This window comes from Enterococcus sp. AZ084, assembly GCF_051714905.1.
GTDB classification, from domain to species: Bacteria; Bacillota; Bacilli; order Lactobacillales; family Enterococcaceae; genus Enterococcus_B; species Enterococcus_B pernyi.
Genome location: NZ_JBIOSS010000001.1, coordinates 1717664 through 1736710 on the forward strand (window position 1 = coordinate 1717664; position 19047 = coordinate 1736710).

The 19047-nt window shown below is 33.9% G+C and carries 16 protein-coding genes and 1 pseudogene; 2 read left to right on the plus strand and 15 right to left on the minus strand.

Features of this window, described 5'->3' with window-relative positions; genetic code table 11:
- Complete coding sequence (locus IGI79_RS07895; RefSeq protein ID WP_438845819.1) at nucleotides 1–1488, plus strand: helix-turn-helix domain-containing protein; 1488 nt, start codon at nucleotides 1–3, stop codon at nucleotides 1486–1488.
- A gap of 315 nt (nucleotides 1489–1803) precedes the next feature.
- Here the strand turns inward: IGI79_RS07895 and IGI79_RS07900 are convergent, their stop codons facing one another.
- The 13 genes and pseudogenes from IGI79_RS07900 to IGI79_RS07960 all read right to left on the minus strand — a co-directional run bounded on the left by IGI79_RS07900 (nucleotide 1804) and on the right by IGI79_RS07960 (nucleotide 14849).
- Nucleotides 1804–3459 (minus strand): DUF3114 domain-containing protein, encoded by a 1656-nt coding sequence (locus IGI79_RS07900; protein WP_438845820.1) that lies wholly within the window; start codon nucleotides 3457–3459, stop codon nucleotides 1804–1806.
- Between the two features lie 201 nt (nucleotides 3460–3660).
- Nucleotides 3661–4020 (minus strand): hypothetical protein, encoded by a 360-nt coding sequence (locus IGI79_RS07905; protein ID WP_146095576.1) that lies wholly within the window; start codon nucleotides 4018–4020, stop codon nucleotides 3661–3663.
- A gap of 18 nt (nucleotides 4021–4038) precedes the next feature.
- A complete protein-coding gene (locus IGI79_RS07910; RefSeq protein ID WP_104776870.1) occupies nucleotides 4039–4482 on the minus strand; it encodes a hypothetical protein in 444 nt (147 codons plus the stop codon).
- Between the two features lie 90 nt (nucleotides 4483–4572).
- Nucleotides 4573–5982: pseudogene (locus IGI79_RS07915) on the minus strand (HAD-IC family P-type ATPase); the annotation flags it as partial.
- Between the two features lie 12 nt (nucleotides 5983–5994).
- Nucleotides 5995–7434, minus strand: a complete 1440-nt coding sequence (locus tag IGI79_RS07920) for an HAD-IC family P-type ATPase (RefSeq protein ID WP_438845821.1) — start codon at nucleotides 7432–7434, stop codon at nucleotides 5995–5997.
- Between the two features lie 515 nt (nucleotides 7435–7949).
- Nucleotides 7950–8078 (minus strand): hypothetical protein, encoded by a 129-nt coding sequence (locus IGI79_RS07925; protein ID WP_010735268.1) that lies wholly within the window; start codon nucleotides 8076–8078, stop codon nucleotides 7950–7952.
- A gap of 295 nt (nucleotides 8079–8373) precedes the next feature.
- Nucleotides 8374–9591, minus strand: coding sequence for a PTS sugar transporter subunit IIC (locus IGI79_RS07930; RefSeq protein ID WP_438845822.1), 1218 nt, complete (start codon nucleotides 9589–9591; stop codon nucleotides 8374–8376).
- The gene (locus IGI79_RS07935; protein WP_438845823.1) at nucleotides 9584–10345 is read right to left on the minus strand and encodes an HAD-IIB family hydrolase; all 762 of its coding nucleotides are present in this window, start codon (nucleotides 10343–10345) and stop codon (nucleotides 9584–9586) included. The genes IGI79_RS07930 and IGI79_RS07935 overlap by 8 nt, the downstream gene beginning before the upstream one ends.
- Nucleotides 10317–11465: a glycosyltransferase gene (locus IGI79_RS07940; RefSeq protein WP_438845824.1), complete on the minus strand. Its 1149-nt coding sequence runs from the start codon at nucleotides 11463–11465 to the stop codon at nucleotides 10317–10319. The genes IGI79_RS07935 and IGI79_RS07940 overlap by 29 nt, the downstream gene beginning before the upstream one ends.
- A 12-nt stretch (nucleotides 11466–11477) precedes the next feature.
- On the minus strand, nucleotides 11478–12752 hold the full coding sequence (locus tag IGI79_RS07945) for a glycosyltransferase family 2 protein (protein ID WP_438845825.1): 1275 nt from the start codon (nucleotides 12750–12752) through the stop codon (nucleotides 11478–11480).
- Complete coding sequence (locus tag IGI79_RS07950; protein ID WP_438845826.1) at nucleotides 12727–13032, minus strand: nucleoside triphosphate pyrophosphohydrolase; 306 nt, start codon at nucleotides 13030–13032, stop codon at nucleotides 12727–12729. Before IGI79_RS07950 ends, IGI79_RS07945 begins: the two co-directional genes overlap by 26 nt.
- The gene (locus IGI79_RS07955; protein WP_438845827.1) at nucleotides 13025–13648 is read right to left on the minus strand and encodes a hypothetical protein; all 624 of its coding nucleotides are present in this window, start codon (nucleotides 13646–13648) and stop codon (nucleotides 13025–13027) included. The genes IGI79_RS07950 and IGI79_RS07955 overlap by 8 nt, the downstream gene beginning before the upstream one ends.
- Entirely contained in the window at nucleotides 13638–14849 is a 1212-nt protein-coding gene (locus tag IGI79_RS07960) for an aminotransferase class V-fold PLP-dependent enzyme (RefSeq protein WP_438845828.1), read from the minus strand. The genes IGI79_RS07955 and IGI79_RS07960 overlap by 11 nt, the downstream gene beginning before the upstream one ends.
- 162 nt (nucleotides 14850–15011) lie before the next feature.
- Between IGI79_RS07960 and IGI79_RS07965 the strand changes: the two genes are divergently transcribed.
- Nucleotides 15012–15887, plus strand: a complete 876-nt coding sequence (locus IGI79_RS07965; RefSeq protein ID WP_181055205.1) for an Rgg/GadR/MutR family transcriptional regulator — start codon at nucleotides 15012–15014, stop codon at nucleotides 15885–15887.
- Between the two features lie 578 nt (nucleotides 15888–16465).
- Here the strand turns inward: IGI79_RS07965 and rlmD are convergent.
- Together rlmD and IGI79_RS07975 are read right to left on the minus strand one after the other, a co-directional pair.
- Entirely contained in the window at nucleotides 16466–17830 is a 1365-nt protein-coding gene (gene rlmD / locus IGI79_RS07970; RefSeq protein ID WP_019722709.1) for a 23S rRNA (uracil(1939)-C(5))-methyltransferase RlmD, read from the minus strand.
- Nucleotides 17831–17993: 163 nt separating this feature from the next.
- Nucleotides 17994–19040, minus strand: coding sequence for a diacylglycerol kinase (locus tag IGI79_RS07975; RefSeq protein WP_065096856.1), 1047 nt, complete (start codon nucleotides 19038–19040; stop codon nucleotides 17994–17996).
- Nucleotides 19041–19047 lie beyond the last annotated feature (7 nt).

The window sequence follows — 19047 nt, forward strand, 5'->3', positions numbered from 1 at the left end:
ATGGAACCTTTTTTCAAACTACATGAAAATAAACAATTACATCGCCAAATCAAGATTCTTACTTATTTGAGAAAACGAAATGACATCACTTCGATCACAGAACTAGTTCAAGAAATAGGCTGTACACCTCCCACTCTGCGTTCAGATATTCAAGCATTGCGTGCCAAATTACCACCATCGATTCAATTGCAATCAATCAAAATGATCGGTTACCGCTTAAAAATACCCGATGGGGAAACACTGGATACCTATCTTTTATCTCTTGTTAGAGAAACGATTACTTATAAAATCATTGACCGTAGCCTTAAGGGAAATCAACAATCCTTCGAAGCCATGCGCTTGGAGTATCATTTGTCTAGTTCGGCTTTACGCAAAATCATTCAACACATGAACAATGAGCTAAAAAACTACCGAATCCAACTCTCTCCCAAAAATGGTGATCTTGTTGGAAAAGAAAACGAGATTCGTTTTTTCTTTTTTAACTTTTATACGAGTTTTCGACGAACGATCATTACAGATCATTCCTATCTATTCTCTCAGGAGACATACAAAGTCATGTTCGCTGAACTAGAGCAAGTATTTCAGTCTCATTTACATATTAGTAATTTTCGCGCCACGTTATGGTTGTCCATCTTAAAAGAAAGATGGTTGCGTCGTAAACAAGGTGAAATCCCCTCAGAAACATTGAGTATGATCCAGTCTAGAAAAAGCTTCAAAAGGTTCTCAAAAAAAATCACTCCTTTTCTGAGAGAAATTCTTGGGATTCAACAGCTGGCTGTAAATGAACTAGTTTGGGCTTATTTGATTGCTTTACACTGTATTTCCTATAGCTCATCGAACTATCAAGAGACAAGATCGCATAAAGCGACCCATTACCAAGAAGAAGCACCAGCCAAAAAATGGATCAAGCAATTTTTACTCGACGAAGCGCTGATTGACGGTACAACAAAGGAAGGTATTGAGCAAATGAGTGCTTACTTAGCTAATCTACGCTTGCTTAATAAAATCACTGATGGTTTTGAGAATCACCCATTATCGATTGATCATTTAGTCGATCCATCCTTTGAATTACTCTATCACTCCTGGCAAGACCGATTGCAGCAACTCAAATGGCAAGAGATCCTACCAATGACCTGCATAAAAGACGTTGCACTATCTTTAAGTATGATCCAATCCTCCTATCAGCAAATCCAAAGAAGGAAAAAGCAAACAATCGTCTTTACTTTTCATGGAGATGCTGGCTACGATAATTTTTTAATGGCTATGATCCAAAAGTGGCTACCTGAAACGTATCACCCTCTTTTTCTTTTTGATCAACCGATTAAACAAACAAAGATCGACGAGTTAGAAGCTTGTCTCATCGTCAGCAACTATGATCTTACGGAGAAAATGGCCTGTGAAGTGATTCAAATTGCCCAAATACCGACCCGTGAGGAGTGGAAAGATTTGAAACTACACTTGATTGAACGGGCTTCAAGTCATTCATAGCATAGTATCCAGGAACTACTCGATTTTTGCTGTAGACTTAGAGAGAAACGTCTAAAATTTTTCCCTAAGTCTAAGACTTGCGGCTATTCACAAATGAAGCTACTAGACTATGGATGCCAACCAAGGAAGGAAAAGAATCGAACTAAAACGAAGTGTGAGAGTCTTTCAAAATAGATTAAGACAGCGAAACACTTGAAATAAATCTTCCTTGTGGTTACGTATAAGATAAACACTTAAAATGGTCACCACAAGCACTAAAACAAAGACATCGATCTGTTTATATGTTCTCGTCTGCATAGAAGGTTCTCTCTCCTTTCATCTGACTTTTTTGTTTATTGTTCTTTTTCTTTGTCTATGACAAAAAAGAACAAAAAAATGAAACGCCAAAAAGAGTAACAATCCAAGAATCATCGGCGAAATATTAGGGTGCCGATGGAAGTATTCTGTGATACTCGCGCTGATCCAACCTTTTTTTGCTTGTTGACGAACCTGATGATCAAGTTTTTTTGAGGGGGAACTATCTAAAAGTTTATGTAATCGATCATTTTTGCTGGCATAATTAAACGATTCTCCATCAAGTAATTCTTTTCGCAAGTCGAAATGAAATGAATAGTGTGCCGGGTTACTATCTACTCGACCATTTTCCATTTTTAATACATTCCAGCTACTCACAAAGTTCCCTTCAGGATTCAAGATAAATTCAGAGTGAAAGCCTCTATTAACCAATATTTTTCGGTTTTCTCTGCCGATGATACTTTCTTTGAATGTTTTGTTTTTGGGATATTTATTGTGAAATCGAGCGGGAGAATACTGCTGTTCCACTCCCCATCGTTTCCCATATTCCGCTAATGCCTCCTCGTCGGTCATTCCATTTTTTTTAAAATGATTACGGACATACGACAAATTTAGTTTATCTAGGTACATCCTTAGTTGATGGACAGATCGAACAAAGGAATGTTCTCCTTCTTCATAAGCTTTAAGTAACCCATTAGGGAAGGCTTCTTGTACCAACTCTGCGATATAGTGCAAAAAGAAACTATGCGGGGCTATAAACTCGTCAAATCGACGGAATTCATTTAATTGAAGCATATTAAATTCATCGATTGTTGCACCTAACTGTTCAAGAAGCAGCAGCAATTTTTCCTTTGAATCGCCTTCAGCCATCATCCATAACTGTGTGTAAATATTCGATCCAATCGGATACTCTTTTTGTGTCACAAATTCATCAAAAGCGACTAACGTCAGCTCATTCGTATCCGTTAGTTCTTTCATTAATGTGTGATATGACTCATCTGCAAAGATGATTTCTTGTCGAATTTGTTCCACAGGTAATTCTTTTTTTTCATTGATACTGTTGATTTGAACATCTTCATAGTAAATAAATTGATTGGTAGCTAACGCATCTTGTCGATCGAAATAACGAGTTTTTATTTCTTTTAAGAAACCTGATTCTCCAATTGTAAAAAACATCTTTAGATAGAGTGATTCATCGATCTTGAAATCAAAACTCAACTCAATCTTCTCCTTGTGGTCCTGACGCTGACTCTTCAAGATGGTACAACCCTCTTGATTTTTCAATAGATTCCCCATAAAGGTTCCGGTATGCAATAAAAAGCGCTCATTGAATTGAAACGCATTGGTTGATTCATCTAGAATCGATTCCGTAATCAAATCTCCATCAATAAAACCACGATAGTAGACCTTGTTTTCTTGATTTTGTTCTACACTAGATCGTTGAAAGTGTCCATTTTTGTTTAAGTTTTCAGTGATGTAGCTATATTCTTCCTTCGTTTGTTGGTCACCGTATTGCCAGTGTTCTTTATAATATGTGACATGTAAATTAAAATAATCGACCATCTCATGATAGGTTGTTTCAGCCTCTTGATTAGGATATAGATCTTTCAAAGACGGTTGATTTTCTACCGTACAGCCACAAAAAAGAAGCAATAACATCAGGAATAGTAATTTCATAACGTCCACCCCTATTTTTCATCTGTCGATTTCATTCTTTGAACATACAATGAGTCAAGAACGAATGGATTGTTTCAATGAACATTCTTGACTCATGTCTGTTATCTAGCTATACTTAATGAGCAATGCGACAACGTTAGTGCTTATCCGCCAGATAATTTACTCAGTTGTCCCATTGTTTTTTTGTTTTCCAAATCTTTTTCATCTTTTTACAAAATGGGTGATGCCGCAACTGTAGACTAAAAATCCACCAACTAATAGCAAAATGATCCCTGCGTAATTTATCGTCGTATGAACTTGGTGAATGATAATCACAGATTGCGCAATTCCCAGACCAATAAGAGTAAGAAAATGCGGCGTGGACGATTTTCGTTGTTGTTTTATTTTTTGCCAAGCATAGATCAACAGAAACAGGACAATGAAATTCATGCCATTCAAGATAATCGATATCGTACTATTCGTTTGCCCATCAACAATGACCCGAAATAATCTTCCGACTAGTAAAACCACACTAAATAACATTGCAGAGATTCCTGCTAATTTTTGAATTGAATTTTCCATCATTTTTCACCATTCCTTTTAATTTGAATTTTTTGTATGTTCGAAACGCACCGCTTGAATGGATTCGATCGGTAATTCTTTAATCGGTCCACTTCCTACAAAGCGACGTTCTTTTGTCAAATAGACATAGACTTTGCGACTATTACTTACTGTATCCTGCAACCATCTATCACCATCCACATTGATGATCACATCTCTTTCTGACAGTTGTCTCAAGAAAGTACAATCCTTGTTTTTCTTAATATCTTGTAACTTCAATTTGAGTTCAAGATCTCTCACCCCTTTTCCATAAATGACTTCGTCCACCCAATACTCCAAAGACGGCAGGTCAGCAGCAGCAATGATTCCTGAAAAATCAGCATTTTTATCAGTCAAATCATTCAAGCAAGACTCTTTCACATTGTAGGAACCAACAAATAGAAGCATCAATGCACTGCTGATCAATAAACATCTCATTCTCATTTTTTTTGCTCCTTCACTAAAAGTTTAAATGGATCTTGTGTCAAAATCATTACTCACTCCATAAGCATCACCACCTTTCATTCGTTGCGATTATTCAATTAATTGCTTTTTTACTTCTGTCGGAACATCTTTAGCATCTACGATCACCCAACTATGAAGAGAGACGTTACTTGCCTCGGCTTTTACATATACTCCAGGATGCAGTGTCTCAGCTGGGTTTCCTTCAACCATCGGTAAATTCAATTTTCGTTCAATCCCTTGCTTATCAAACATACTTACATTAGGCAGAATCTCTAACTTTGCTAATTCTTCTCCTTCATAAGAAATCGAAACTGTTTGGCTTGCCCCTACTTCTAATTTATCGGTCAGCGGTTGGAGTACTGCTTTCTTCTCCGGATCGACAATCGGTTCAGTCAATGGGTCAAACGCTTCTGGGATTTTTCCCCAATAAGTGGTTGTCACAACGTTATCTTTATGAAGTTGTTGCAAATACAGACCAATTCCTGCAACTGCGGTGAACAAAAAGAATGTCAATAATAGAACCGTTGGACTTTTCCATTGCGTATGATCTCTCACTATACGGCTAATGATCGTCAATAAAACAATAGATAATACGACAGGAACAAAAAATCTGAAAGAATGCACCGGCGACAAGCCAAAAAATTCATTCACAACAGGAATAAAGTAGCTAATAAAAAATAAACCTAGAGAGAAAAACAAAATTTTGATCCGATAAACCGTTAGTGGGCGACAAAGTAAATACAATAAATAAAATTGAGTCAGCCCAATGATCAACGTGGCGTCAACGACAAAATCTACATATAATTGTACTTCGATATTTCCTACAAATTTCGAATAGATAGGTGCATAATATGTAATCATATACATGACCATGATGGTCAAACCAATCGTCACACCTGCTGGAATAACATAGATTTTGATTCGTCGGAAAAAATCATCTTTGATTTTTTGGTCGTCATTTTCTAAAATCAACAATGCACAAGGTACACCGATTGCTAAAGAACTAACTAAAGCAAGATTGATCGATTCAATCGGAAACAGCTGCCTAGAAAAGGTCAATAATAAGATCAGAGTTAACGCATAGATCACACGTAAGATATTCATCCCAGCGACACGATTGATATTATTGATTACTTTTCTTCCTTCTCTGACAACTTGTGGCAAAACTGAGAAGTTCCCTTCTAGTAAAATAAAATGAGTCACTGATTTCACCGCTTCACTTGCTATCCCAAAGGTGATTCCACAATCTGATTTTTTCAGTGCCAAGATATCATTGATCCCATCTCCAACCATGGCTACTGTATGTCCGTTCTCTTGCAAAGCTTGAACCAAATCTCTTTTTTGATCTGGTGTGATGCGACCGAAAATACTGGTTTCTTCTACGATTTCTCGCAATTCATTTTTTGAGTCAGGTATCTCTTTTGAACTGATTGCTTTTCCTTTGATCCCAACATCCCTTGCAATACCTGCAACGGTATCTGGATGGTCTCCCTAGATGATTTTCACTTTGATTCCTTGTTCTTTGAAATAGGTAAGTATTTGTTTGGCATCTGATTTTGCTTTATCTTTGATCAAGATCAAGGCAATGATCTGACCGTCTTTCGGTACTTGATTATCCATGATAGAAGAAGGCGTATGTGCGAAAGCAAGGATACGATAACCAGCTTTTAAAGCACTTTCGATCTCTACTTTTATTGATGTTTCGATATTATTTACAATCAAGTCGAAAGCACCAAGTACAAACGTTCCTTGACCGTTTATTTCAATCGCTTGCGATTTGCTCTCAGAAGAAAATGGCACATAGTTTTCTTTTTTGAACCGATAAGAAGTGTCTTCATGAAATACTTTCTTTAATGCTTCCGTGGACATATTTGATTCCGTATCTTGTTTGAGTAAAAATGCAATCGTTGCATCTACTTCTTCTTTGGTTTTATGATAATAGACCACTTCTTCAACACACATTTTTCCTTCTGTGATTGTGCCTGTTTTATCAAGACACAATACATCGACTCTTGCAAGTGTCTCGATTGCCGGCAAACTTTGAGCTAAGACCTTGATTTTAGAAAGTTTGATCACTCCAGCAGCTAAAGCGACAGAAGTCAATAATACTAACCCTTCTGGAATCAAACTAGAAATCGCAGTCGTGCTACCAATAATCGCTAGTTTCCTGGACTCAACTAAAGATAGATCCATGGCACTGAGAACAAATTGATTCAGCAGCACAAGCAGTGCAATAGGGATAATGCCTATCGCAATCACTCTCAAAATGCGATCGATGGCTATTTGTATTTTTGAACGCATTGGTTTAAACGATTTGGCTTCCTTCGTTAATTTTGCTATGTATGTTTCTTCACCCACCTGGGTAACAATTGATTTAATTTTCCCCTGCATCACTAAACTGCCAGAATAAATCGTATCCCCTCTCATTTTTTCGACTAGCTCTGATTCTCCTGTAATCATTGATTCATCGACGAACAATCCTTGAGAAAGCGCACAAACATCCACTGGCACTTGCATACCCTTTGCTAAAAATAGAAGATCATCTAAGACGATTTCTTCTTTTTTAATCGTCACCTCTTTCCCTCCACGCAAGACAGTCACTTGATTTTGCTTTAGAACACTCAGTTTTTCAATCGTTTTTTTCGCTTTGATTTCCTGAAATATCCCCATGGATGTATTGACTAAAATCGAAACCATAAAAAAGCTATTTCTAAAGGAACCGATAGATATAACTGTAATAAACAACATGACATTTAAAAAATTAAATAAAGTCATACAATTTTTCAGAATAATTTCTTTTGTCGTTTTTCCAGCAGATTGCGTATCTAGTTGATTTGATTTGTTTTTTAAGATCCTTTCTTCGATTTGCCTCTCATTCAGTCCGGTTTTCTCATTTAATTCTTCAGGAATTATTGAGAAATATTCTTCCATTTTTTCTCCCTCCTATTTCATTATCAAATAATAATTTCTTTGAAAAGAAGATAACTCATCGTAAATAAAATAGGATTTAGTTATATTTACTCCTAGCTACCTTCATCAACACCTTAACATTAAATAACTTTTTTCTAAACACATTTTTTTCTTCAAATTGAATTTCTTATGAAATAACTATGTAAATACAAATTAAAACATTATTAAAAAAGCTTTTTTATGTATTTTTAATTTATTGATTATTTTATGTTAAAAAAGAACATATAATAAAATAACGATAACTATCGTTTTTTACATTTCAATTAATGTAATTTAAAAAAATTAAAATAGATGACGTATTTTTTTCGAGTAATCCGTTCTCTCTACTTTTTTAACCATTAATCCTTTATATTTGTACGAACTTTTATGTTTTAAAGACCTACTTCTTTATTTTAAGACAAAAAAGACACCAGTGATTAATCACTGATGTCAGTTTTTATTAATAAATAATTTAGCCGATACTTGTCAGACGTTTACTATTTATTATAGATTTTAGGTCCTTTTCTCATATTGCTACGATCATTTTTTGGAGTAGCCATCTTTTCTACTCGACCGCCACCTTGTTTCTTTTTGATTATTTCAAGCATTTTTTCTTTTGAATTCATCTGTTTCCCTCTTTTACTCTATTCACTTTTTTACTACTATGATACACACTTCGTTATTGTAACACATTTTTACTTGGAAACTTCAAACTTATTGATTTCTTTATGATTTTATCATAAAAGCGCACGGTTTTTGTGTGTTCATCACAGGATAAGATCACGTAACTTTTCTCATTATAAAAAACTAATACAAAAAGCAGATGAAGAGCACTAACTTGTTGCTGCCTGGAAGTTGATTAGTGCAATCGTGGCATGATGAGGAATCGCCGCAACAAAATTAAAGTACAGCATGTCGTGTTTACCCAATAAATGTTCCTTTATTTTTAGTCCTTATGAACGGCGCATATATCATGATGTTCAATACAATCAAAGCCATTTGCAAAAAGGCACCAGAAACTCCCGAGGCTAAGAATCCAGAAATAATAGGTGGTGTCGTCCATGGAATTTGGATGCCATTTGTTTTCGCTACAATTCCTATACTCATAGAAAAATAAGCAATAATTGTATTAACTGCTGGACAAAGAATAAATGGGATAAATACTCTAAAGTTTAGTAAGATCGGAAAGCCATAAATTATCGGCTCGTTTATGTTAAATAAACCTGGTATCAATGAGACTTTTGCTATACTTTTTTTGTCGTTATTCTTTGAGAAGAATAGTATTGCTAGAGTTAATGCTAGGGTACTACCACTTCCTCCATAATTAATAAATAAAGATTGGAAGGTTCCAGTAATAATATTTGGGGGAACTTCTCCATTTGTTATACTCAAAAGATTTTCCATATTTAATGAAAAATAAATCGGATTCATTACTGAATTAAATAGATAACTCCCATTAAATCCAAAAAACCATAATAATGTAATTCCCAGATTGATTATGATAACTGCTGGAAGAGTGCTACCTAAATTCGTGATCGGTACTTGGATCAATCCATTAATCATACTAGATGGATTTTCTATTTTAAAAAATACTAACACTAATTTTACAAAAAATAATACTAACGTGGTCCCCAACAATGGTAATAAATACTCAAAGCTTTCTGCTACTTCTTTCGGGACAGAAGAATGTAGATTAATCTTTCTTTTCTTTTTAAAACTTACAGTTAATATACCGCACGTCATAAGAGCACAAAGCATCGAAAAGAATATACCTTGTGAGCCAAGTGAATCGATCAATTGATCTGGGGATTCAAGCGGCAAAAAAATAAAATAAGCGAATATTGTCGATGTGATGTACAGTATATAATCTTTCTCTTTTATTTTACAATAATTATAGGCAATCGATATTAAAATAAACAAACCTATCAAATTATTAAAAGCATTGGGAATTGAAGGAAGGGCAGTCGTCCATAATAAATTGAAATTTTTTTCCATAAATTTAGTAAAAGTTGGGATAGGAAAATTCACTATCAGAATAAAAAAAGAACTGATAATCGTAATTGGCATCAATGAAATAAAACTATTTCGCAATATTTTTAAAAGTAAATTATTTTCAATCGTACTGTATACTTTATTCATTTCGTTCTTCCTTTTTTAAGGAGATTTCTGTGAGTGAACTAATAATATTATTTGCTACAGTAAATAATTCACTATTTCCATTAACCATGCAGTAAGACTTTTCCGTAAGCATAAGCATCTCTTTATCATTTAATTCATCTCCAACAATGATTGAATTGCTGACGTCAATCTTAACTAAATTTCCTAAACAAATAATGGCACTAGCCTTCCCACTCCCAAGTGGTGAAATATCAATATATTTTTTATTCCTATTCACCTGAAAGCCAGTTTGTTCTATCGTTTTTGTAAAATTGTCTATTTCATCACTTAGTCCTTTATAACTATTGACTTCTAGTGTAATTGAGTTAGTTATTAATGGAATGTTGGATGTTCTATTCAAAAAGTTATTACTATGGATTCCTTCTAAAAAAATATTCTGTTGAAGATGACTAAATGTCATATTGATAATGATCTCTTTTTTTTCTAACATTTCTTGAACTAGCGGTAATATCATATTGGTTTTCATATTTAAGCTTACAAGTATTGAACCGTTTTTATCCATTACTAAAGCACCATTATTCAGTATACAATATTCATATTCAAAGCTATATTCTTGTATAAAACGATGGAACATTGCATAATTTCTTCCTGTAGCCAAAACAATTGGATACTTTTTAGATACAGAACTTAAAAAGAATAATTCCTCTTCTGTTACTTTTTTCTCTCTATAGATTGTTCCATCGATATCACTTATAAAAAAAATAGAATCCATCATTATCTAACTCCTTTTCACAAATTGTGATATATGTTCTCAATCCCCAATAATTAGGAATTGTTTCATAATAATGCGACTTGTAAAAGTCCATCTCTAATATTCCTTGAGTTGTAGCGATACCAAAATATGGATTGATTTCAAGCACGTGTTTGAAAAATGAGAGTGCTTGAAAATAGTTCTCAGAAAAAAAGTAGGTAAGCCCTATATTTATATATATATGTATACACAGAGGTGAAATTTCAAATGCTTTCTTGAATAATTCCCTAGCAACTTCATAATTTCCACAACATAGTTCTGTTATTCCTAATGAATTTAGAGCCCTAGTATTCTTAGGATTAATGATTAGTACTTTTTGAAATTGGTCTTTTGATCGATGAATATCATTTTCGCTTCTAAAAATATATCCTAAAAAGAGTTGAGCAATTTCACTATTTGGATTAGCTTCTGCTGCTTCTTGCGCATTCTTTTTTGCCAATTTTAGTTTACCTGCATTTCTTTGAATGATTGCCAAATAAGATTTGGCTAATATCTCTTTTGGATTATTCAAAATTTGCTCATTCATTATTTGAATATACTTTTCATTTTTTCTTTGACGTTCTTTGAAAGACCTCATATGACCTAAATGATTGAGTGTAACAGGAATATCATCCACACAAAAACCTTTACATTTAATTGATGGTTCTATTTTTTCGGTGGCTTTTTTATAATATTTAAAGCCACATTGATTCCGAAATAATTTTACCATTGAGTCAGAATACCACCCACCTGTTCCAAAAAAGTTATACCTTAAAAATCTATAGCCACCAATTTTACTATCATCACTTTTACTTTTTATATATTGTCTAATTGTGTTCCAATCCGCTTTCAATAGTAGTTCATCTGCATCCAAGAATATTATCCAATCTTCTTCTACTTGCTCTAGCAAATAATTTCTCATAGCTGAAAAGTCATTATTAAAAGGCTTACTATAAATATTAGTTGTATATTTTTGCGCAATTTGAATTGATTTATCAGTTGATCCCGTATCAAGTACATAAATAGCATCAGCAAAGCAGTTTCGAAAAAAATTATCTAAAAATTCTTCTTCATTTTTCATCATTAAACATAATGCTAAGCTCATCCAAAGACCTCCTCAAATTTCAATATTTATTATTTCATCATTTAGAAATTCCATTGTCTCTAATTTAAATTCTTCCAATGGATTAAAGAAAGGATCTTTAATAAGATATACTTCCGCTCCAATTCTCGATGCTTCTATAAAAATTCTTTTTTTCAAAGTTGGAATTATAGAAATTCCCGCGTCAAAAAGAAACACGCAATCAAAATAGTTATTCTTGTAATCCGTAGAAACACCAAAATATTTAGACGTCTTGATCATCGGCAGATAATCATTAACAACTTGTTCAAACCTATCGGACCATACTAATATTTCTTGGGGCAATAACTGTTTTAATATTCCAAGTGAGTCACTTCCTATAAATAAATTATTGCTTTTCATTTTTGACTTGATAGCACTCAAGTCATGGTGAGCATAAACTGGTGACATCGAACAAATAACAGTTACTTCTAATTTATCGAGAACGTTATTCAAATTTATCCCTGTAACGTATTTATATAATTCACTTTCCATTGCTGGGTTCTTCATAAAAAGTTTGCACCTATTATTAAAATACTCCTTGGAAATATTTTTTGACTTACTTGCATGTGGATAATGAACTACCGGAGATTTTTCAGAAATTATAAAAGTGTTATTATTTAGAAATAATCGATAAGACAAATCCGTATCTTCTGCTCCCCAACCATTAAACGATTCATCAAATCCTCTCACTTTCATAAATTCGACATTATTACATGTAAAAGCACCACTCCATCCATATACCCAGGGAGCTCTCAACGTTGAGAGATCATCTTTATACAGTTGAAAAACATCTTTTCTATAATCACTCCAGACGTCCTCATATGTTTTTAAAAACTGGCCAACATTCATCGGAGATATTTTTTCAAAAGTAGATCGATTAAGTAGAGTATCTTCTACATTAAACGCATAAATATAATGTAAAAGCACAGTTTTATTTGTAACTTTTTTCAATTTAAGAATAATTTCTTCTAAAAAATCTTGCTTAAATATCATATCTACGTCTATAAAAGTTATAAATTCTCCTTTTGCAAAATTAGCCCCATAATTTCTTAATTGAGAAATATTTCCTTGTGCATGTTCATAAATTGATACATTTAGAATAGAACTAGTTGAAATTAAGTCATTTGTTACAATAATCCATTCAAATTGGTAAAGATCAGGGCAAATCATCTTCTCGATATATTCCAATAATCGATTCAATTCTTTCGGTTTGTTCATTGCTACAGTTACAAAGGAATGGATATTACTGTTTCCAATATATTCCTTCATTAAACCCACCTCGTTCTTCGTACTTTTTAGTTTTAGCGTGCAATACATGTTCTTTCTTTAATAAGTCAATACTATAAAATGCATCGATCACTTCTAGAATATCTGCCATCTCTTCATTTTTTTCATACACACTTTTAGCTTCAATAAATTCTTGTACTTCCTCTAATAATTTTTTTTTAAGTTCACTTTCTACTTCAATAGACGTTAAATCAATGAATGTAGCATTTGGATTAGTTTCAAGTATTTTTTCTCTTAATTTGGTTCTAATTAGTTTATTCATTATTTTCACCTATAGTTAACTTTTTCTTCGCTGAGTAAAATTTATTCCACTCAGGATATTCTTGCCAGCTTGCTAATTCTGGTCTTCCAATTTTTATTGCAGTTATAAACCTTAAATACTGTCTTTGTAAAGGTTGCGTTATTGGTACAAGAAACTTCTTTGAAGTTACATCTTCATAATATAAATAATGTCCATACTCCATATACGCTTTGAAAAATTCACGATCATCTTCTAACTCGATAGGAAATAATCCATCAGCTTTAAAACTTTCTAGTAAGTCAATCGCAACAGGTACCGCATGCAAGTGTCCATGGTAGCATAATTGCTCTCCAGGTTGTACATTACAATAACCTACACGTCCATGTTCATAAAAAATACACGCCCCATAATACTTAGTTAATAAATTTCGTACTTTTTGTTTTAATTGAAGATATTCTTTTTTTAAAATATCTGGCAGAGCACCAATACAATGGTAATGATCATTAGGCATAATTAGCGAATAACCTTCAACAATTTGACCGATAGCTAACCAGACTGTAAAATTTTCAGTTTTGATATAAATTTTATCTTTTTCCTGAGAACAAAATGTACAAAAATCAATCGTTTTATTTTGCATTGAAATACTTCCTTTCTGGAATAGGCAATTCATAAACCCTTGGAAGCTTAATATTTTGATATTCTCCCACCTTGTTACAAATCCCTTCCAAGATATCTATAAGTTTGTCTGTCTCTTCCTTTGTATTTGATTCAGATAAACTAATCCTCACACAACCATATACATTGTCATGGATATGATGGTGTAAAAAGGGTGCGCATAGTAAACCTGAGCGTGTCTTAATATTTTCTTTTTGAAGTAAGCTAGAAACTCGTGCAGCAATCATTCCATTAATATTAAAAGAAACGATACCTAATACATTGGCATTGCTATAAATATCAATATTATGCATATCAGTTAACTTATTTATTAAATAATGCGTCAGAGTATATATGTATTCCTTTTTATTTTTTAAAGTCTCTGTAGACATTTCTGATAAACTACAATACAAAGAGAAAATTCCTGGATAGTTCAATGTTCCTGATTCAAAGTAATATGGGAGAGTCCTTGGCTGACTAAGAAGTTCTGACAAAACACCGGTGCCACCAACTTTCAAAGGAGAAATACTAGTATGCTTGGGGTTGATATAAAACCCACCAATACCGGATAACGCTTTCAAAGCTTTATGACCAGTAAAAACGATGAAATCTGCTTCAAGGTTATTATTATCAATTTCTATATGCCCTAAGGTCTGAGACATGTCAATCAAAATAGGAATATCTCCTTTTTGTTTGACACGTTTACAAATCTCGGCGATTGGTTGTACTTGACCAGTTACATTTGAACCATGGTTCACTATAACAAGATCTGTTTTTTCATCGACAAAATCTATTAGTTCATCTACATTGATTAAACCATAGCGATCACATTTAGCCCAATCAACTGTTATATTTCTAATCTTTTGTAAATAGGTTAACGGACGTATTACCGAATTATGTTCAGTGACAGTAGAAACTATATTTGCGTTTTTATTTGCGAATCCTAAAATAATGGTATTCAGAGCTTCTGTTGCATTACTTGTAAATATAATATGAGTTGGATACTTTACTCCTATAAGCTCTGCTAGTTTTCTCCTAGTTTCAAAGATATAATCACTTTCTTCAGTTGATTCTGTACGATTGTAACTACCGTCAGTATTTTGTATAAAATCTGAAATACTTTCCAATACTTTTTTACTCTTAGGAAATGATGTAGATGCGTTGTCAAAGTAAATAGAATCCATAGAATCGCCTCCAATATTTTAATTCGTCAGCATTTATTTTTTGAAACTTAAAAATATAAATTTTATTATTAGATACTATAGCTATCGCTAGAAATATTATATCTAGAATATGATATAATGTTTCCAGAATGTACAGATTTCCGTCAAGAGAGGTGGTTACCCATGAAACATCATGAAATAATAAAAAAATTACGCAAAGAAAGAAATATAAGTCAGAGAACTCTAAGCGAAGGGATTTGTAGCCGAACAACTCTTTCTTCTTTCGAAAATACTGGAACTAATATTTCTTTGAATTTGTTCCAATTGTACTTGGACAGATTAAATATTTCTGTTGAAGATTACTTTTTACTACATTTTAATGAAGAATGGCCAAATCAAACAGTCGCTACAAATAAGGAAAAAGCGAATAAAGTATTGGAAAAAGCCTATTATACGTATAACTGGACTGACTTAGAAGAAAAAATCAACCATACATATCAGCTATACCTGGAAAGTAATGATTTCTATTATTATTACCTATTTATCCAATACAAATTATTATTATATCGAAAAGTCAGAGCTAAAAAATTTATTATCAAAGAAAATGAAATCATGGTTATTAAAAACTATTTAAATGATGTAGAAGTATGGGGAGCATTCGAATTAAATTTATTCTCAAACTGTCTCTCGCTTTTTAATGATGCTTATATTTTTTCAAAAGTAAAAATTCTTCGAAAAAAATATCGGAATGTGCGTGGAAGTTTTAAATTTTACAAATTATATAGCTTCTTTATAATCAACGTTATCATGTTGAAATTTGAAAGAGATGAACTTGAAAATATGAACTTCTATTTAGCCGAACTAAAAAGTTTCAACACGATCAATTATGTAAGAGAACGTATTTTATATAATATTTTTACTGAGATCTTAAAATGTAAGTATGATCCTACTCTCAAAAAATTCAGCACGATTGATTCATTTATCGATATGTTTAGACGATTGGATTTTAATGATTATGCTCAAGAAATGGAAGCGTTTGTAAAAAATATCCTTGGCTGAGTTAATTTTTATAGAGATTTTCTCGTTGTTTTTCCATTTTCCAATCATAGCGCTAATGCTTAGATACCAAACCGCCTGTCATGAGAATATTGCAGCAAAAATATCAACAAAATGCTGATACTTTGCATCTATAAAACCACTAAAAGTTTGTAAACTTTATACACCAAAATTTTTAAGATGTCTAATATGGATAGTATCAATAGTTTATTTGACACAATTTTTGACCTAAGGAGTAACGAATACATTCAGGAGTAGACCCAAATTTTTTTAATATCTTTTGCTAGTTGTCAAAATCCATACTCTATTTGTATCAAGGATATCTAGTTTATCTTCTCCATCTTTAATGTGAAGGTTTAGTGGATTGCCTTTCTAAAAGTGAAAACTATATGTACGTTGCTTATTGTAAGTGACAACTCGGTTCTCTTCTTTCTATTTTGAGTACGATACCATTTTTAGAAGAGCTCTCCTTGATAACTAATATTATCACTCACCTGAAAAAAAGACGTTTCTTTTGACAGAAACGTCTTCTAAAATGAGTGTATAGGATATAATGCCTTGCGCTCATCTATTTAAATCACTTACCCTTTGCGTAATAATCCGACACATTCTACATGGTGCGTTTGTGGGAATAAATCAACTGGTTGGACTTTTTCTAACTGATAACCGTCTTCTGCAAACAACTTCACATCTCTAGCAAAGGTTGCAGGATTGCATGAGATATAAACGATTCGCTCAGGAGCCATCTCGATTGCTGAATCAATAAAGCGTGCGTCTAAACCTTTTCTTGGAGGATCGACAACTAAAACAGTTGGTTTGATTCCTTTTTCTTGCCATTTTTTCATGACTGTTTCAGCTTTTCCAACTTCATAATGCGCATTTTCGATTTTATTTGTCAATGCGTTGAACTGCGCATCTTCAATCGCTGCTGGTACGATTTCCATTCCATAAACATTTGCTACTTGATCCGCTATGGATAAACCAATCGTTCCAATTCCTGAATATGCATCAATCACGACATCCTCTTTTTTCAATTCAGCAAATTCGATCGCTTTTTGATACAATACTTCGGTTTGTAATGTATTGACCTGATAAAAGGATTTAGAAGAAATACGATAGGTCTTACCAAGTAGCTGATCTTCGATATATGATTGACCAAAAAGAACTTTTTCTTTTTCTCCTAAAATGACATTCGTTTTTTCTTCGTTGATATTTTGGATCACTGACACTACTTCCGGTAAAGCTTCATGGATGGCTTCAGCGATTTCTTTCGATTTGAAGAATTTTTCTTTTCGAGTGACTAAAACCACCATCATTTGATGCGTGTAATGACCTCTTCGAACAATGATATGACGAATTTGTCCTTCATTTTTTTCTTCATTGTAGCCACGTACTTGGAAACGTTGCAAGATGTCTCTTACCTTGATGATGGCTTGATCGATTTGTGGGTCTTGGATGAAGAAATCTTCTATTTCCACTAAGTCATGACTATTTTTCTTGTAAAAACCAGTCACTAATTCGCCTTCGACGCGACGAACAGGAATCTGTGCTTTATTACGATAGCCTGTAGGTTCTTCCATACCGATTGTTGGTTGTACAGTGACTTCAGGCATTTTAGCGATTTTAGCTAAAACATGTTCGACTTGTTTTTGTTTGAATACTAATTGTTGCTCATAACTTAAATGGGCTAACGGAGCGATTCCTGTACGCAATAGAACATTACTAGTGATTTCTTGACGGTCTGGTGACGTCGTCAACCAGTTTTCGACCTTACCGTAGCCAAATTTATTGCCTGCTTTTACGACAAGGATCTCCACTTGTTCACCTGGCAAAGCATTTTCGATAAATAATGGATAGCCATCAATTTTCGCAACACCTAATCCTTCGTAACTTAAATCGATGATATCAACAGTATACCGTTCATTTTTCTTAATTGTTTGTGTCATTTCATTACTCCTATTCTTTTGAATGGTTTCTAATTTTGTCCGTTCAACAAAGGAAAGAGCTGGGAGATCCATTCATTCCCAGCCCTTTTTTCTTCAGTCTATTGGAAAAAACAAGTAATCCTATGATCTTTGCTTTTTCCTTCTAATAGTCGTCCAATCCTGCTCAGTTCTGATCCTTGTCAGCAATTTTGCCATCGCCATCGATATCTTCATCCGTCAAACGTTCTACTTCTTTGACGAATTCTTTGCTAACTTCTTCTAGCTCTTCTTCCTCAAAACCAGTGATTGCCTCATCTGGAATTTGATCTGTGTTTGCATAAAACTCGATATGCTGATGAAGATTTTGAAAATGCATCGGCGCGTTCCCACCGTATTCGCCATCTAAATTGATCATGACAGGGCGATTCGCATTATCTTCGGTTTCAACATAAAGAGAACTTGTTTTCGTATAGATGACTCTTGGATCATCGACATGCTTCCCTCCATTGAGCATTAAGGCAGCAATGTGGAGGATCTCAAAAATATTCGCCGTTTTGACGATGATCAAAGAGAATTTTCCATCATCTAGCTTTGCATCAGGCGCAATTTGTTCAAAGCCACCAACGGAATTCGTCAACCCTAAAAAGAACATCGAAGCATTACCATTATATTCGCCTTCGTCATACTTCAAGTGCATCTTGATCGGTTTGACACGTGGCAACATTTCTGCTCCTTTTGCCAAATATGCAAGATAGCCAAAAATACTTTTCAATTCGGATGGAACTTCGTAGGTCAATTCTGTCAAGTAGCCGCCAGCTGCAATATTGATGAAATAGCTATTGTCGGATTGACCGATATCCATTTTGACTGTTTGGTTCTTTTTGATGACTTCTGCTGCTGCCTTGATATTATCTCGAGGAATCTTCAAGGCGCGAGCATAGTCATTGGTCGTACCCGCTGGAATGATCGCCATTTTTGGTCTAACTTCCAATCCGGCGATACCATTGACGACTTCATTGATCGTCCCATCGCCACCAGCAGCAACGACAAGATCAAAACCTAATTCAGCGACTCGTCGTGCTTCATTTTTTGCCGAGTCCTCTTCCGGAGTCGTTGCATAAGCACTTGCTTCATAGCCCGACTCCTCCAAAGCTTGGAGGATGTCGGCAAGATTACGTTTTAACAATTCTTTACCAGAGACCGGATTATAGATCACACGCGCTTTTTTCATAGCATCC